Source organism: Flavobacterium sp. TR2 (assembly GCF_025252405.1).
Classification (GTDB): domain Bacteria; phylum Bacteroidota; class Bacteroidia; order Flavobacteriales; family Flavobacteriaceae; genus Flavobacterium.
Window position 1 is genome coordinate 3,888,871 of record NZ_CP104307.1, and the last position, 16,141, is coordinate 3,905,011.

At 35.6% G+C, this 16,141-nt stretch carries 16 protein-coding genes; 6 read left to right on the top strand and 10 right to left on the bottom strand.

Features of this window, described 5'->3' with window-relative positions; translation table 11 throughout:
• Position 1 precedes the first annotated feature (1 nt).
• From N4T20_RS16995 to N4T20_RS17035, 9 genes are read right to left on the bottom strand one after another with little or no spacing between them, the layout of a single operon-like run.
• Positions 2–301 (bottom strand): PAAR domain-containing protein, encoded by a 300-nt coding sequence (locus tag N4T20_RS16995; RefSeq protein ID WP_068842361.1) that lies wholly within the window; start codon positions 299–301, stop codon positions 2–4.
• An 18-nt stretch (positions 302–319) separates the two neighbouring features.
• Positions 320–2,116, bottom strand: coding sequence for a type VI secretion system tip protein VgrG (vgrG, locus tag N4T20_RS17000; RefSeq protein ID WP_260670312.1), 1,797 nt, complete (start codon positions 2,114–2,116; stop codon positions 320–322).
• A gap of 6 nt (positions 2,117–2,122) precedes the next feature.
• Positions 2,123–2,788, bottom strand: coding sequence for a CIS tube protein (locus N4T20_RS17005; protein WP_260670313.1), 666 nt, complete (start codon positions 2,786–2,788; stop codon positions 2,123–2,125).
• A 1-nt stretch (position 2,789) separates the two neighbouring features.
• Positions 2,790–2,954: a DUF5908 family protein gene (locus N4T20_RS17010; protein WP_260670314.1), complete on the bottom strand. Its 165-nt coding sequence runs from the start codon at positions 2,952–2,954 to the stop codon at positions 2,790–2,792.
• Positions 2,955–2,978: 24 nt separating this feature from the next.
• Complete coding sequence (locus N4T20_RS17015) at positions 2,979–3,434, bottom strand: phage tail protein (protein ID WP_260670315.1); 456 nt, start codon at positions 3,432–3,434, stop codon at positions 2,979–2,981.
• Between the two features lie 4 nt (positions 3,435–3,438).
• On the bottom strand, positions 3,439–3,894 hold the full coding sequence (locus N4T20_RS17020; protein WP_068842357.1) for a phage tail protein: 456 nt from the start codon (positions 3,892–3,894) through the stop codon (positions 3,439–3,441).
• A gap of 32 nt (positions 3,895–3,926) precedes the next feature.
• Positions 3,927–5,867, bottom strand: coding sequence for a phage tail sheath C-terminal domain-containing protein (locus N4T20_RS17025; RefSeq protein WP_260670316.1), 1,941 nt, complete (start codon positions 5,865–5,867; stop codon positions 3,927–3,929).
• Between the two features lie 16 nt (positions 5,868–5,883).
• Positions 5,884–6,714 carry a hypothetical protein gene (locus N4T20_RS17030; RefSeq protein ID WP_260670317.1) on the bottom strand — a complete coding sequence of 277 codons (831 nt, stop codon included), beginning with the start codon at positions 6,712–6,714 and terminating at the stop codon, positions 5,884–5,886.
• A gap of 8 nt (positions 6,715–6,722) precedes the next feature.
• Positions 6,723–7,292 (bottom strand): DUF4255 domain-containing protein, encoded by a 570-nt coding sequence (locus N4T20_RS17035; protein ID WP_260670318.1) that lies wholly within the window; start codon positions 7,290–7,292, stop codon positions 6,723–6,725.
• 298 nt (positions 7,293–7,590) lie between these two features.
• On the opposite strand from N4T20_RS17035, the gene N4T20_RS17040 reads away from it, so the two are divergent.
• The 5 genes from N4T20_RS17040 (at position 7,591) to N4T20_RS17060 (ending at position 14,015) form a co-directional block, all read left to right on the top strand.
• On the top strand, positions 7,591–9,579 hold the full coding sequence (locus N4T20_RS17040; RefSeq protein ID WP_260670319.1) for a glycoside hydrolase family 18 protein: 1,989 nt from the start codon (positions 7,591–7,593) through the stop codon (positions 9,577–9,579).
• Between the two features lie 409 nt (positions 9,580–9,988).
• The gene (locus N4T20_RS17045; RefSeq protein WP_260670320.1) at positions 9,989–10,216 is read left to right on the top strand and encodes a hypothetical protein; all 228 of its coding nucleotides are present in this window, start codon (positions 9,989–9,991) and stop codon (positions 10,214–10,216) included.
• A 13-nt stretch (positions 10,217–10,229) separates the two neighbouring features.
• The gene (locus tag N4T20_RS17050) at positions 10,230–11,600 is read left to right on the top strand and encodes a hypothetical protein (protein WP_260670321.1); all 1,371 of its coding nucleotides are present in this window, start codon (positions 10,230–10,232) and stop codon (positions 11,598–11,600) included.
• A 560-nt stretch (positions 11,601–12,160) separates the two neighbouring features.
• Positions 12,161–12,550: a secretion protein gene (locus N4T20_RS17055; protein WP_260670322.1), complete on the top strand. Its 390-nt coding sequence runs from the start codon at positions 12,161–12,163 to the stop codon at positions 12,548–12,550.
• 889 nt (positions 12,551–13,439) lie between these two features.
• Positions 13,440–14,015: an NAD(P)-binding domain-containing protein gene (locus N4T20_RS17060; RefSeq protein ID WP_260670323.1), complete on the top strand. Its 576-nt coding sequence runs from the start codon at positions 13,440–13,442 to the stop codon at positions 14,013–14,015.
• Between the two features lie 534 nt (positions 14,016–14,549).
• On the opposite strand, the gene N4T20_RS17065 is transcribed toward N4T20_RS17060, so the two are convergent.
• The gene (locus N4T20_RS17065; RefSeq protein ID WP_260670324.1) at positions 14,550–15,050 is read right to left on the bottom strand and encodes a GNAT family N-acetyltransferase; all 501 of its coding nucleotides are present in this window, start codon (positions 15,048–15,050) and stop codon (positions 14,550–14,552) included.
• Positions 15,051–15,329: 279 nt separating this feature from the next.
• Between N4T20_RS17065 and N4T20_RS17070 the strand changes: the two genes are divergently transcribed.
• A complete protein-coding gene (locus N4T20_RS17070; protein WP_260670325.1) occupies positions 15,330–16,097 on the top strand; it encodes an SDR family NAD(P)-dependent oxidoreductase in 768 nt (255 codons plus the stop codon).
• The last annotated feature ends 44 nt before the right edge of the window (positions 16,098–16,141 follow it).

The following is a 16,141-nucleotide window of genomic DNA, read 5'->3' on the forward strand; positions in this document are numbered from 1 at the left end:
CTTATCCTCCTATCAAAACGGTTGGCAAACCCAAAACAATCGAGCCTCCATGTGCGGTCGTATCGCCCATACGAGCGGCAGGCATACCACAAATAAGTACTGTCGATGAACCTTTTACAATACTGTCAGGCGGTCCTACGCATACGAGCATATCGCCTACTCGAGCAGCAGGCAAAGAACCTATTAAAACGGTTGGAGCACCTGCTACAATTGGTCCGCCTACGTGCGGTATTGGCGGCAGTCCTGGCGTTACCATTGGACAAGTATGCATATCTGTTATTCTAGCGGCTGGAGCTCCCATATTTTTTTACATTTAAAGTTAATTTATCATTACTATTGCACCTTTTACGGTGGTTTGTCCGCTGGCAGATAATTCTGCTGTAGCGGCTCCTTTAGCCACAAATCCTATGTTGGCATTATTGTTTATGTTTAAACCCGTCATTTTTACATCCATCTGAGCCTCAATCTCAACATTCTGCACGGCTGTTAACGAAATTTTTCCTTTTGCATCTAGAACAATGTCTTTAGAACTTTGCACAGAAATGCCATTGGAGTCCATTGTTATTGAATTGCTGTGCTGATCTTTAATTTCTATAGATTTGGCATCATCGCTAAAAGTGATATAATTTCCTGCCGGCGTTTCTAACTTCAATATCTTTTTCTCATCATCAAATGTCATTTTGAGCTGACTTTTTGTGATAATCGTTTTGATATAATTGTTATTGTCTGCTGCGGTTGCTGCTGCGGTTTTGGCAGTGCTGTATAACGATCCCAAAATAACTGGGTAACGCGGATCATTTTCTAAAAATCCAATTATGACTTCATCTCCAACTTCTGGCAAAAAACCTGCTCCTGCCTTATTTGTCGCATGAAAATTGGCCATTCTGGCCCATATTCCGTCTTGATTTTCAGCATTGCTTGGCAATGTGATCAAAATGCGGAATTGAGAATCTGGGTCTCCAAATATTTTTTTTACTGTAGCAACCTGTAAACCGTTAATGGGCGGAAGCTGACCAGATGCATTAGGATAAGCGAAATCTTTATTTTCGTAGGCAAACTTTTCGTCAAGTCCAAATTTTACTTTGGTCGTCCAGTTGCCGCTCTCTAAAACGTGATTCACCATTGTCACATAGGCATTTCCGTTAAAACGGTCTCCTACTCCTGCCAATTCAATTACAGTGTTTGGCTTTACTGTTCCATTGCCTATAAAACTGACCACTCCTCTTATGGCGGCCAATCTGATTTTTAATAAACTTGAATTTCCCCAAACCGTTAAATCTTCATTTGTAAGCGGCGTATTTGAAGTGAGCTTTAATTCTTTTTGATTTAGCTGGCCCGATAATGTTTTAGCGCTCAAATTTCCTTGTGCATTGAGAGAAGGCTCGGCTGCGTTCGACACCAATAGACTTTGCTGTTTAATATCCCAACTGCTTACCTGCAAAGCTGTAGGCTGTTTCTCTGCCGATAATTCTGCATCAAAGGAAAGAATAGATTCTCCAAAACCAATGCGAAGCACAGCATCCCCGTCAACTTTTGGTTTACCGATTGTCATTTCGTCGCCATCTAATGCAATAACAAAACCATTAAAATCTGCACGCGCCAAAACAAAATCCCAATCTGTAGCTAGTTTTTGGAACATGGCTTCAGAAACGGCCGTTGTACTGTCAACCGTTGCAGTAACGCCGTAATTGCTGGCAATGGAATTCATAATTGCACTATCAGTTTTACTGCTAAATTGTGCTTCCGTTTTATTGTAGCACATCGTAACTGCTTTATGTTTGCAGGTAATAATTAAGGCAAAAGGCTCTCCATCATTTATACGGATCGCTTGTTTTACAATTACCCCCTTAAAAATAGATGTTTCGGCATCTGATCCGTAACCTGCTGTAATTTCAATTGTATTGCCCGGAATCAGATCGGCGCTATCGCTAATAGGAAAATCAGCAGATTCTACTGTTCCGTCAATAAGACTAATTTCAGCATATGATATTCTGTTTAATTCATGTGTAATGTATACAGATTCTACAGGGTACGAATCTTTTATTGGGCTTCCATTTGCTTTAATCGTCAGCCTTAAGGTAGGATCAGAAATATCTAATGGTGATTTTGCTGGCATTTATTATTATTTTTTTATTGGGGGAAAATACAACTGATCTCCTGGTTTTATCGCATTTATACTGGTTAGATTATTTATTTTGGCAACTTCCATATAATAGGAACTGTCTCCGTATATTCTAAAAGTCATTAAGGGCAAAGTATCTCCTGCTTTCACTGTTCTCATGTGCGTTAAGTCAGGCGAACTCTTTTTGGCTTCTTTAGCTACCGTAACAAAATCAGTCGTTCCCGATAACATAAGCTCAATAGAAGCTCGAAGCGCTGTACCGTCTTCTTTAAATAAATTATAGCTAACATTTAATCCTTTGCAGACACAAATCATAGACAAACTTCCCCATACTATAGTGAGGTAATTGGGCCTGTGCTTTAAACCATTATAAGAATAGGTAAGCTGTTTAATTTTTTTAATATAATCGTCAACATCCAAAACTCCTTTGGGCAATGGCACAACACCAGTACCATCGGCAATTAATTTTAAGGTCATATCGTTTCCGACTAATGCCTGAAAAATAAGCGTTCTATCGTTTTGTCCGATAACTTTTGGAGCATTATACTGCGCCTTATATTTACGGGTATACGTATTTGGGTTAAACATGGCTTCTATAGGATCGCCTACAGAACTTGTGCATTCGGGATCAGAAAAAGCTTCAATTTTAAGTTTGAGTAATGCCATATTATCGCTCCGATTTTTTTTCTAGTTTCGCAATAACCCTTTCTGTACACTCCTTTATAATCTGTCTTTTCAGATCAGATAAATTTTGAGTTTCTACAGCGTCTGCTGTTTTGTTATCTTCAACGATATTGACTTTTATAACTAATTCACGAATTTCAATTGGCATAGCCTAAGTTTTAGATAATTATAATTAAAAAATCCTCGTAAAATAACTGTACGACAACTCGAGAGTTTCTATAACAATAGCATTATCCTGAGCTTTTAAATCGGATATTTTTAAAGCAACAGGATAGGCAGCATTAAATGACCATGAAGCAATTGGAGCGCTAGTCTCGTCTAATAAATTGACAATTACGGTTTTTGTAATAAAATTAAAAGACTCGATAGAATTTCGTGCCCACGTAATGAGGCCCGAATTTAATACCATTCCTCTTTTTAAAATTAAATTATCATATTTGACAGGATTTGGCAAACGATGTTCGAATCGGTTCTCGCCGCCTTCTTTTATGGTTTCAACTCCCAATTTGGCTCCAAGCCCTGTGACTTCCTGAAAACTGCCCTCGTAAACACCAGTAATTCCTACAACATTTACCTTAAAAGAAAATGCTGCAGGAAAAAATGGTGGTGTTTTAGCTACGTATGCCATTTAATTATTTCACTATCGTTAATTTTTCATGTGCCAATTCAATAGATTCTACTGCTACTTCATTACCGTCAGATTTCATATCCGTAACCGTAATTTTTACTGGAAAAGCATTCGCCAAAGTCCAGCTCATCGCTACTTCATTTTTCTCGTCCAGCAAGCTTATGGTAATAGTCGATCTTTTGTAAGTATTCATGGCAATAATATTGTACTTATCCCATAAAGCCTTATCACCTAAAAACATTCCTTTTTTTAAAGTCACATTTCCAAATTTTTGTATTCCCGGCATCTTTACGGTAGAGTATACCTTACTGCTGCCTCCGCGATATTCTATCACCTGTGTTTCTGATGATAAACCTGTTACCTCCTGAAAAATTAGTTCGGCATCATCCCATTTTACTTGAAATGAAAATTTAACTAAAGGCCAGGTGGCCGCTGATTGTGTTGAACCATCGTCTGCCATAATAAATATTTTTTAATTGATTATAGTTTAATTTAAGATTGCTGCATTTGCTGCTGGAATGTTATAATAATGAACTCCGCAGGACGTACAATTGCCACTTTTACTGTAATTAGCATTTTTCCGTCTAGAATATCTGTAGGTGTCATGGTAGACCCCAAACCAATCTGAACATCAAACGCCTGCTCAGGAACTGCTCCTGCCAAAGCGCCTTGTTTCCATAAATTAGTCAAGAAATTAGACATCATGCTTTTTACCGTTACCCATGTATTGGCATCATTAGGTTCAAATACATAAGATCGTGCTGCTAGTTTTAAAGATTGCTCGATCATGATTAAAGTTCTTCTAACATTAATGTAGCGCCAATCCTGACTATTGCCATCTAAAGTTCTGGCACCCCAAACTAAAGTTCCGATTCCTGGAAAAGTACGGATAACATTAATTGATTTTCCTGCCACAACATCAACATTCAGACTCTCTTGCTGCTCGTTTGAAATGTTTACCGATGGAGCGTTTACCATACTCACAGATACATTTGCTGGAGATTTCCAAACACCGCGGCTACTGTCTACAGCGGTATAAATACCAGCCATTGCAGCACTTGGCGGAAGCTCATTCAATTTTGATCTGATTTCTTCAAGGATGTTAGTGTATGTTGGACTGGTAGCTTTTAGTGATTGATGATAATTTAGTTTATCATTATCCGAAGGAAAAATTACTTTTTCTGAAAGATCATTAGTTGCATTTGCTACTTTTTTCTCAGCAGCTTTAACCTTATCAGCATCAACTGGTTCTGCATTTTTAGCGGTTTCCAATTCTGCTTTTGCAGTTTCTAATGCTTTTACGGCCGTTGTTTTGGCCGCAGCCAAAGCCTCTTCTGCATCAGATTTTGCTTTATCTAGTTCTTTTAATGCATCACTTTGATCGGTATTATCGACTAAATCTGCCAAAGCTTTTTCGGCTTCTTTAACCTTAGCATCATCTGCAGGATCAGCATTTTGTGCCGCTGCCAAATCTGCTTTTGCTTTATCGATAGCTATTTTTTTGGTGTTGGCTTCCAAAAATTTGGCATCTTCAAATGCTTTTTCTGCCTTTTCAACATCCTTTATTGCTTTGTATACAGCAGGCGGATTGTCTTCTGCGGCTTCTATTGCAGTTTTGTATATTTTAATGATATTCAAAGCGGCTTCTTCTTTTTTCGGCAAAATAGTCGCTAGATCGATGCTATCATCCAAGTTTTCAAAAGTTACTTCGCCAGGCTGCACAACTCCCGATTTAAGCCACGGATAATAAGCTGCTCCGTATTTTAAATCATTCATTCCGATGCCTTCGCGAAAACTTTTAACGATTGGCGTAGTATCTTCAGAAGGCAATTGCTTTACCAAATCAAAAAGTCCAAAACGGCTTTGCATGGCTGCGCAATGGCTTAAAATTTTGGTGTAAATTGAATTGTAGCACGCTTCGCCTAACGCAATTGCATCTGGAACCACTATAAGCGTAGGCTCAAACTCTTTTTTTAGAATTTCAAAAGGATCCAATTTTGTTGTAGAACCCAAAAAGTCGTCAGCCTTTATTTCTAATGTTGCCTTATCTTTAAAAGTATCGACAGTTAAGATATAACAAGGGCCTCCTCCATTGGCATAAAACAAGCGAATAGAATTAAACAAATACAGCGTATTGTCTTTGTTTATTTCGACTACTTTGTTTTTCCCGTCAAGCGAAAAGGTTTCTTGTTTGATAGCTGGATTAGCATCCGCAATTTTAAATTTTGCTTTAAATCCTCCACCAAAACGCTCTACATATTCTGCAAATGAGGTAACTCTGGTTGGAACATTTACTAATGATTTGCCATTCCACACGGCTTTTTCTGTATAGCCGATAAAGACAGGAATAGCTGTTTCTACTGATACTGCAGAACTAGGAAAAGCGTTCTTCTCATCAATATAAACACCGGGGGTCATAGGGTTGTTTATCATAAATATGTGTTTTTGTTTAGTAAATAAAAATTTCTGAATAATACTTTTTATCGTTTTTATTCTCGATTATTGACGATATATGCCTTGTATCTGGAACCGGAAGCGCATTAATTAAAACATTAAATGTGCTTTCCTCTTCTTTATAATGATCAACTAATTTAAAATACTGGTCAGGCCTTTGTTTATGGCCAATTGGCAACACAGAAACAAAACTTAATCCTTCCCGATTATCAGGAAGCGTAATATTTCCAGGACCTTCAAATGCAACATCTTTTCCTATAATTGCTAATTGAGACAAATTTTTAAAATGATCACCAACAATTATATAACGCCAATAACTTTCTATCTCTCTAAAATGCAACACATATGCTGTTTGCAAATCATATCGCAATTGCAGCTCTATAATTCCAAACGGTTTTCTTAAAAACTTTTGCCCAAACGCACTTTCCTCAACAGTATCTTCGACTGATACAAATTCTTCATTATGTAAATTTTTAATACTAAATCTATCTTTTGTCCCTCTGAAATTATTAAAGTGGTAAAGGTCAGAATCCCATTTTTTTATTCCACAATCGGTATAATTAAAAAAATACGGATCGTTTAATACGATGTGAAACCGCAAAACAAAATCGTCCAGAATGTCACTTCTTTTGATGGTTTCCTGACTATTGAATGAATTAAAAAACAATTTAAAACCATTGTTGAATGGCTTAAAAAGAAGCCCCGATCTCAAAAAAAAATGCTGTGTGTTAGGATCTGGCTGTATGCTAAAACATTCTAATTTATTGTCTAAAAAATAGCGATGCTTAAATTCTACTTGTGTTAATATTTCGTATTCAGCAATCACTTTGTCTCTTAATTAGTTTTACTTTGATTGTCAATTTTTGATATGCCAGGTCTAAACTCTCTTATTACCGATTCGTCAAAATGCAGCATACGAACTTTGTATAAAACTGATGGCATATATTTAGCGCCCAACAATGACCATAGATTGCTTAATGCATCCATACTCAAATCTACAATCTCAATGCTCAATTTCTCCATTTTAGGATCCATATTGGGTGTATTGCTTTGGGTAAAAACATTTTTGCCTTGAAAATAGGCCATTATAAACGATATAAAACGCAGTGACTCTTCATAATTGTTACTGCTAAAATAGGCGGAGAATAAAACGTAAATATTAATTTGCAGAGGTGCATTTTGGTTTCCAAAAGAGTTTGTTACTGCTTTTGAGGGTAATTTTTGTAATGTTTCTTTTTCTAGGTTAACAAGTGTAATGACTATCTTATTTTCTCCTGGAATTGCAATTGTACCATCGGCATTAATTAATCCGGATAGTATCACTTTTTCTTCGGCGATGCTCAATTTGAGTTTAAAGAAGCTGTTTAATTCTTCTGCGAGACACGATAGAGCTTGATAAATCATAGCATTTTTTTTGAATTTTATAATACATTACAAATCAAATACATACAATGCGAAATTTCAGCAAACGTAGTATTTCTTTTTCAAAAAAAAAATTTTTTTACGCAAAAATATATAATCTTTTATTTACAAATAACATTAAAAACACATAAAACACTGTTTTACAGTTGTTTAAATAATTTCGTGTTAATTTATTATAAAAAAAATAACATAACTACAAATTTTCAATCAGATTAAAGTGTATTTTTGGAAAATTTTAAAAATTCATCAACAAACAAATCCTTAACATTTTGGTCCAACAATGCGTCTTATTTATATAATACTTGTCGTGTTTTGCTCCTTTTCTTGTGCAATTTCTTTTGCTCAAGAAAAAAGCACTGCTCCTACTGATAAGAAAAAAGTAAGCACTGAGATCGCAGCAGATTCTGCCAAAGTAAAAAAGTCGCTGATTAAAAAAATTACTGATGCTTTTAAATTCAGAGCCAATTTTAGAAAAGGCGAAGAAAAACGTGTCATAGCGATTATCAATAGGCTTCAAAAACCCGAACAGCCAAGAGATACCACAATACACAACACGTATGTTACCAACAATAATGTACCGATAAGCACTATACAGAAACAAATCGACAGTCTGTTTCTTGATTTTACAAATTCTGTAGATTCGACCAAAATTTCAAACATTGACATCAATAATCTAGTCGATAAACTTCTTCCGATGGTTCAAAAAAAAATTGATCTGGAAAAAGAAGAAGAAAAAAGGCAGGCTAAAATAAAGGAAATACGCGATTTACTACAATACCCGTACGGCATTATAACGACCATAAAAGTAAATAACGTCCCCGTAAAAACCATAACTGAGCAAGTAGCCCGAAACAGCGAAGTATATGGGTTTCATCCATACTGGATGAATAAATATTATCTCAATTACAACTACAAAGCATTAAATACTTTAATCTATTATGGGTATGAGCTAAATGGAAAAACAGGAGGCTACAAAACGATCAACAATTGGGATACGGCAGAAGTAGTAACCAAAGCCAAAAAAGAAGGGTGCAAGGTGATTTTGTGCGTCTATGATAAAAGCCAAAAAAGTTTAGATGCGTTTCTTAAAAACACCGACTCTCAATTGCGCCTCATTAGCGAAACAAAATTTCTCTTAAAAGAAAAAAAAGCGGATGGAATCAACATTTTCTTTGAAAATTTTGGAGAAGGAAACCGTGCTAATTTTATTGAATTCATAAGCCTGTTTCACAAAAAGCTGAAAGCTGAAAATCGTTCTTATCAGCTTACCATCACACTTCCAGTAATTGATGCTTATCATAATTACGACATAGAAGAAATAAATCCGTATGTGGATCGGTTTATTATAGATTTTTCAAAGAAAAACAATTATGGCCCTATAGCGCCTATTAAAGGTTCTAACTACAGTCTTGATGCTGGCATTGACCGCTACCTCAATAAAAACATTTCTCCAAAAAAAGTTATTGCCTGCCTGACATACGACGGAATACTGTGGCAGTATAAATCAAAAAGATCTGAGTTTAAGTTCTACAATACCATTGTAAAAGATTACCTCAATAAGTATACTCCGCTGTATGATAAAAACAATGGAGCATTAATAAATATCATCAAAAATAAAAAAGACACTATCAGCCAATTATGGTTTGATGATGTACAGACTATCTCCGAAAAATATGATTTTATTCTGAATAAAGGAGTTGGAGGAATTGGCATATGGGGGCTGGGTTCTGATGATGGAAGACCAGAAATGTGGAATGCCCTGATAGACAAAACCATGTACATAAAGGTCAAAACCACGATACTAAAACCACCTGTAAAAGAAGGAAGAATGGCTTCTTGGAAAAGAAGAATCTTGCAGGAAATTGGATTGTACAAAAAGCTTTTTAATCATCCCTGCGATTTTACCAAGGAGGACAGCAAAAAAATGTTTTCTGATGATTTAATCATTGTAATTACAGAAATACTTTTTGCTGCATTGGTTCTTGTTGCTTTGTTTTGTTTAAGACAGCAAAAACAATTGGGCGATGACTGGACAAAAAGCAAAATGTTTTACGGAATTCTCACATTGTTGAGTGTCTTACTTACCATTTCTGTCGTATTGTGTTTATTTCTTAATCCCGGCTTTTCTGGATTTGGATTGTCGAAATCAGGAAAATGCGAAACCAGTTTTATAACCGTTTTAAAAATATTGGGCGGAGGATTTCTTATTGGCCTGCTTGCCATGAAATTCTTGATATTTCCTCTCATAAAACCCAAAGATATTCCATAAAATTATAGGCTGCAAGTAAGGCAGAAGCCTCTGGGCATTGTTATCTTTAGACCCACGGATTGTAATTTTTACAACTTCCCATTTATAGCTTAATTTGAAATGATCGCTTCAATATGTAAAGTAATTTTCAGGCTTTTGCAGTTATTATAGTTGCAATAAACTTGATGAGAGGTTCTCTTATTCGTTTAGAAAAAAAATAGGGAAATTCGTAAAAAACCGTATTTGTACTTATAAGCATCTAATTCCATTTTTATATTTTTACCTCATCCTAAAGCTATTTGTGATAGCAGCAAAAACGTATTCTTATCTATTCGCCAGCATACTGCGCACTACCTGACCAGCAACTAAATACGATTGCATTTTTTAGAATCTTTTCATCTTAAACCGTTAAATCCTAAAAATAATTAATATGTATTATCTATTTAAAACTACAGGTGGCCAAAAAACCTGCATTGACAAGAATCCTTCCGATATCTACACTCCGAATATGAACATTAAATGCACGGGCAGCCTTAAATTTCCTTCAAATATCGTTTTGGTGAAAGATATCCCTATCCGATGTTTGCAAAGCACCAATTCAAGTACAGCCCAAGTATATTGCGATTATACAACAGCTAAAAAAGAAAACCTGATCTAAAAAAAATTACTCTATGCGATATTTTTACTTATGCTTGCTTTTCGTGATTACCGGATGCACAACAGTTAAAAGATATAAATCTATTGCTGATTCTAAAGAGGACAATGCATCACGTGTGGATTTATCTATTTTCGGATTGAAAATAGAACCTGCCACTGCTGTAGACAATAGCAAAACATTATGGGATCTTTCTGGGGAAGGACAAGCTGAACTGATTAAAAATTTTGCATTAAGATCCACTGACACCGATAAGCTCACCGCACTATTAAACACAAAATATTTAAAAGCTAGCGAGAAACCATCTTCTGATTTTACTTCAAAAAATATTCAGATGATTTTCAGCGTTAAAAAAAATCGTGATTTTGTAAAAATTAAAGACAGCAATCCCCCGTACACCTCCGCAGACCGAATTGAATATTTGCAATTCAGTCTGACAATTCCAAAGTCGATACCCTTAAAATTTGTAAAGTGGAATAAGTTTGTTACAGAGTATGGTTCTGCAGATGTAGCAGACCTGACTTTTAATCAATCTTTAGAAGCTACCGCAGGTACAGGGATTTCTACAGCGACAACAAGCGAAAAAACAGACGGTTCTTCTAAAACTACTGCATCTGGCGGCACAACACCATATGTGAGCGTGAAAGGAACAATTACAAAAAATGAAGTGCAGAAAGTTAAATACAGATACGTTGCCTTAAACGGAAAAATGCAGGAAAAAAGCATTGATATAGAACAAGAAGGAATGCGTGAAATCGATCTCACAGGAAATATTGCCACTGATCTGTCTATGAAATTTGATGAAATGCCACAAATTCTCTTTAAAATATCAGACTACAAAAAAGCAAACGGAACTTACAGTTCAGAAGAAGAGTTAAAAGCTGAGCCTTATACTGTTATGGTTCCCGATATGCAGGCTTATCCTGATTCAATTACAGCCAAACTGAAATACTCGTACGCATACAGGCACGTGAAAAAAGGTGCGGAAACTTTTTATGAATGGGATGATGTCATTGAATATTATAACTGTAAAGATGAAGAAAAAGACATCGTTCTTTTTAGAAGAAAAGACTTTGCTCCTGATTTTTACACTATTTCTAAAAAGGGAGAAGACCAAACCCCTTCTGAAGAAAGGACACGCATAGTGATTCAGAGCTTAATTGAGCCTAGCGATATTTATGAGCTTGTATTTGATTCTTATGATTCGGCACAGAATTTCAAAAACTGGCTTTTAAAATTTAAGCCAGCTAAAAAAGGAGATTCGATTAAAATTGGAGAGGATTACCAGCTGCTTATGAGAAAGAATAATTTGCCAGATGCTAAACTAACTCAAAAAATGTTTATTGAATATGGCAATGATCTTCAGGTTTTGCCTTATTACAGATAAAAATCCGATCCCTTTACCATTTTTTTTATAAATATTAGGATAAACGCACTTATCTGCTTAAAAAACAGAGAACCAGTCTAAAGATATTCTTAAGGCTGGTTCTTTTTTTATCCTATTGTCTCTGTCGGCAACGCTGTACTATTATTCTATAATTTAATAAAATCAATATTATCAAGCTTTTGCAGCCTCCCAATTATAATTGCTTTCAAGGATGTCGCAGCTTAGGTATTTACACAAATTTGCAGCTGATTATGAGAGTTTTTTTTTCATTGCAACGAATAATTTTTATTTGTGAAGCTTTAGAAGCAGACTTCTGCATTTTTTTATCTCACAAATAAGAGAAAGAAGATTCTTATTTCTTTTTCCCTAGTAGTTTAGTATACAGTAGAATGCGCTCAAAAATAAATAAAATGCAAAAAAAACCGCTTAAACATTAAATTTTTTACAAATAATTCAACCGAGATAATCAATTATTTACAATTCAACATCTTACATATTGATTCTTGTTAATTTATATATAATTTTGCGCCACAAATTTAACCAGAGAATAAATCGCCAGAATGAAAATAATAACAAATACCACTAAAATATTCTTGCTTACAGCCACCCTATTGCTGTTTTCTTTTGCTTACGCCTCCAATAGGGAAAAAGGCTGCACTTTAAAGATTGAAACTGGAAATGGAAAAGCGATCAGCTTTATCCTAACTCCTGATGAAGAAACATCTTTATCTATTTACGATCAGCAGTACAATCTAATTTATGAATCAGCAGTAAACAAACTAGATGTTCTAAAAACAATTAGTTTAGCTGGATTCTCTGACGGAATCTACTACTTGGAAGTAGCCAGCAGAGAAAAAACAGTTAGACATGAGATCAAGCTGATTTCTAAAGACTTAAAAAAAATTAGAAGAGAGGACTCGGCAAATGAAAGTCCGTCTTTACGTCGATAAAATTTTGCCCTAAATTTTAGACAGCTCATTTTTGAGCGAACATTCAGCAGCTCATTTTTGAGCTGCTTTTTTTACATTTTTTACATTTTTTCTAGATAATTAACTGTTAATGTAATTGGAAGCGCCTATATGAAAAAAGTGTTTTTTCAAAATTGGATTTTACTATTTTACCATTTTGTATTTATGGTTCTGGCTGTGCTGATACAAGGTTTCTGGGCCCTTTGGGATTATCACTCAGCAAGAGTTTGCAACTGGCTTGATTGTGATATTCTTATCGATTTGTTTATAATGTCATTGCCTCCCATATCTTTTATTTTTATCCTTACTATTTCATTCTTTACGATAACAAGTGACCGCATTCTATCTACAGCAGTTACTATTTTTGTCTTATTAGTATCGTGCTTAATAATAGACACACAAATATTTGTCGATAGACAAACATCATGGGGCACATACGAAAACATTTGGTATCATGGTTTCTGTTTGGCAGCTAGGCCAATTTTAATTACAGGCCTGGTTTTCGTCCTCCCTTTTTATGCCCTATCCAAAAGAATCACTTTCTGCACTAAATGCTAAATACGGTCTTTAAATCCTGCCTAACTAAATCCAATTTATTTATTCAGCCTATTTATTTATTGATTTACAAATCATTACATAAAAAACACTCCTAATCGATTTCTTCAATACTGGCAAATCACGCTGAAAATTTAATAAAAAAACAGATAAAACTTACTGACATCTAAAACAAGTAAAAACACCTGAACTCAGGTCAAATAATTGCAATAAATTTAAATGTCAAAATTTTTCTGCGAATCATACTTTTTACCACATCATTTGATAGCGTCAGATTTACCTTTTATAGACCTACTATTATTCAAAGAAGAAAGTTATGGAAATTGGAATCATAGGAATAAACAGTCTCACCATAGATTTAGCCAACAGGGCAACAAAAGCAGGATTTAAGGTTATTATAAACAATCCAAAAGGCAGCAGTCTTGTAAGAGACTGTATCGAAAAAATGGGAACAGACATACACTTGGGTTCTCTCAATGAAGCGGCTGCTCCTGACTTGGTAGTAATTTTTCTGCCAAAGGAAAATCTGGAAGATACGATCCGAAAAATGCCCGATATGTCTGGAAAAACCGTACTGCATACCAGCGGTCTCATTTCTGATCCCCAATCTCTTCTCTCGGGAATCAGCAATGCCATGGCATACAAAACTGCTGCGGCACTATTTCCTGCCGCTAATGTGGTAAAACTTTTCAGTCCAATGCCTTGCAGTTCGCACTTGGACACTACAGAAAAACAGAAAAAAGAAGAGCTGTTTTTTATAGCCGATTGTTCTGATTCAAGAAATAAAGCAAACACATTCCTAAAAAAAATGCAGTTTCTGCCTGTCGATTTATCGAGCAGACTAAAGCTGCAGAACAACTGGATAGATACAGTGTGGCACCAAACAGGGTAAAAATATACTCTCTATCAAGCATTGCCTATTTCTCAACCCATTCCCGAAATGCAGCGGTTTGGCTTTGACTTGTTTTGAGAAGCGTTTTGCCATCTTTTAACTTGATCGCCAAGGTGTTTTTATTATAGCGCTCTTTGGTTGTCTGATTTTTTGAATGCAGATGTCGCAAGCATAATTACACCAATAGCCGTAACTGCGGCAAATGTTCTTAAAAACGTAAGTTCTCTATTCATTTCTTTTTTATGTTAGTTGTTTGATGAGGCAAAAGTATGGCGGTGTTATTCCATACTCAACAACAAAACAATGAGTGCGGGAAAAAAACGGATGAATTAAGGAGAATGCGCATTAAAATACTGTTCGAACCCAAAAAATTGTAAGATGAAGCAGCAAACAAATTTCAAAAGAATTAATGCATTCAACCAATATAAAAACTTCTAAGAAAATTGAGAAAATAAAAAAGCTTCAGACAAATCTGAAGCTTTAACTTTTAAATTGATTATGAAGGCCTTTACAGTATTCTTCAAAAGAGCAAAATTATATTCTTTCGATTTTAAAATAAGCAAGCTCTTCGTCATTTCTCACCAAATTGTCTAATCTTACAAATCCGACTTTTTGCAGCACATTTTGTGATCCAGTGTTATCAAGATCTGTTATGGCCACAACTTCTTTGGTTTCTGTAGCTCTAAAACTATATTGTGTAAGGGCTTTACACACTTCTGTGGCAATACCCTTGCCCCAATATTCTCTGCTAAGCACATACCCAATCTCTACCTGGCTCGTGTTGTGCACAAAAATACGGGCCACACACATCCCTATAAAACCATTATCTACAGCACTAAATATCGCCCATCGGCTAAGGTTTTTCTTTTCATAATTTTCAAGCAATTCGTTAAACATTTCGACATACCTTTCGGGTGAAGTGTCGGGAAGATATTGTGTAACCTGCTCATCTTTGAAAAGATCTAAGAATGTTTGTTTCTCTTGAGGCAAAAATTCGCGTATAATTATTTTTGGGCTTTGATAAAGAATATGCATTTATGATACTAAAATAAATAATTGATAAGTTGTTTTTCTAAAATTGGCAGTACAGTTTTTCTCCTGCAAATACATCCAAATTTACAGAAAATAAATAGAGTAAAGTTCTTGCTCTCCAAAATCTTCAATGAATTTGTGCGATTGTTCCAAATAAAATGAGAGTAAAAAAATAATTTTTCATCACAGCTATCTGTCATAATTTAGGTAGCTTTACATTGCTCCATAAAAGTGCAAACACTTACATATCAACACAATAACATCTTCCTAAAAACGCTTAAAATGACAAATCCCAAAGAAAACGTAATCTGGATCACTGGTGCTTCTTCTGGCATTGGGAAAGCACTGGCCTTTGAATGGGCTAGATTAGGGTATAAAGTGGTTCTTTCCTCAAGACGTAAAGAATTATTGGATAAAGTGGCAGAAGAGATTAAACTCACAGGCGGTATCGCATTGGTCGTTCCGTGTGATATTATGCAGGAAACCGCTATTGAAAAAGCTGTCCAGCAAATCATTACAGACTGGGCGCGACTGGATGCAGTTATCGCAAATGCTGGTTTTGGTGTTTTTGGAAGCATCGAAAAATTGACGGCTAAGGATTGGAACAGACAATTGCAGGGCAATGTTACCGGCCTCGCCCTCACTGTTAAATATGCACTGCCGCATTTAAAGAAAAATAAAGGCAGAATAGGTTTGGTTGCTAGTGTAGCGGCATATCTTCCTAATCCTAATGTAGGCGCATACGGGGCTTCAAAAGCTGCTGTAAACTCTATTGGCCAGACTTTGCAGGTCGAATTAATGGGTACAGGCGTGAGCTGCACTACGCTGCACCCAGGATTTGTAGTTTCGGAAATTGCACGAACTGACAATGATGGAGTCTGGCATCCCGAACAGCAAGATCCACGGCCAGCAAATTTGATGTGGCCTACAGATAAAGCCGCAAAAGTAATGGTAAAGGCTATCTTAAAGCGAAAGCGAAATTACATTTTCACTGGCCACGGCAAAATAGCTGTAGGTCTGCAAAGATGGTTTCCTGGATTGATGAGATGAATCATTTCAAAAAGTATAAAACCAGATTTATAAATTATTTTTTG

Bases quoted from the DNA above. Each gene is read 5' to 3' on its own strand.
- N4T20_RS17020 (WP_068842357.1), bottom strand. From the start codon at position 3,894: ATGGCAGACGATGGTTCAACACAATCAGCGGCCACCTGGCCTTTAGTT.
- N4T20_RS17015 (WP_260670315.1), bottom strand. From the start codon at position 3,434: ATGGCATACGTAGCTAAAACACCACCATTTTTTCCTGCAGCATTTTCT.
- N4T20_RS16995 (WP_068842361.1), bottom strand. From the start codon at position 301: ATGGGAGCTCCAGCCGCTAGAATAACAGATATGCATACTTGTCCAATG.
- N4T20_RS17040 (WP_260670319.1), top strand. From the start codon at position 7,591: ATGCGTCTTATTTATATAATACTTGTCGTGTTTTGCTCCTTTTCTTGT.
- N4T20_RS17070 (WP_260670325.1), top strand. From the start codon at position 15,330: ATGACAAATCCCAAAGAAAACGTAATCTGGATCACTGGTGCTTCTTCT.
- N4T20_RS17065 (WP_260670324.1), bottom strand. From the start codon at position 15,050: ATGCATATTCTTTATCAAAGCCCAAAAATAATTATACGCGAATTTTTG.
- vgrG (WP_260670312.1), bottom strand. From the start codon at position 2,116: ATGCCAGCAAAATCACCATTAGATATTTCTGATCCTACCTTAAGGCTG.
- N4T20_RS17045 (WP_260670320.1), top strand. From the start codon at position 9,989: ATGTATTATCTATTTAAAACTACAGGTGGCCAAAAAACCTGCATTGAC.
- N4T20_RS17035 (WP_260670318.1), bottom strand. From the start codon at position 7,292: ATGATTTATCAAGCTCTATCGTGTCTCGCAGAAGAATTAAACAGCTTC.
- N4T20_RS17055 (WP_260670322.1), top strand. From the start codon at position 12,161: ATGAAAATAATAACAAATACCACTAAAATATTCTTGCTTACAGCCACC.
- N4T20_RS17025 (WP_260670316.1), bottom strand. From the start codon at position 5,867: ATGATAAACAACCCTATGACCCCCGGTGTTTATATTGATGAGAAGAAC.
- N4T20_RS17050 (WP_260670321.1), top strand. From the start codon at position 10,230: ATGCGATATTTTTACTTATGCTTGCTTTTCGTGATTACCGGATGCACA.
- N4T20_RS17010 (WP_260670314.1), bottom strand. From the start codon at position 2,954: ATGCCAATTGAAATTCGTGAATTAGTTATAAAAGTCAATATCGTTGAA.
- N4T20_RS17060 (WP_260670323.1), top strand. From the start codon at position 13,440: ATGGAAATTGGAATCATAGGAATAAACAGTCTCACCATAGATTTAGCC.
- N4T20_RS17005 (WP_260670313.1), bottom strand. From the start codon at position 2,788: ATGGCATTACTCAAACTTAAAATTGAAGCTTTTTCTGATCCCGAATGC.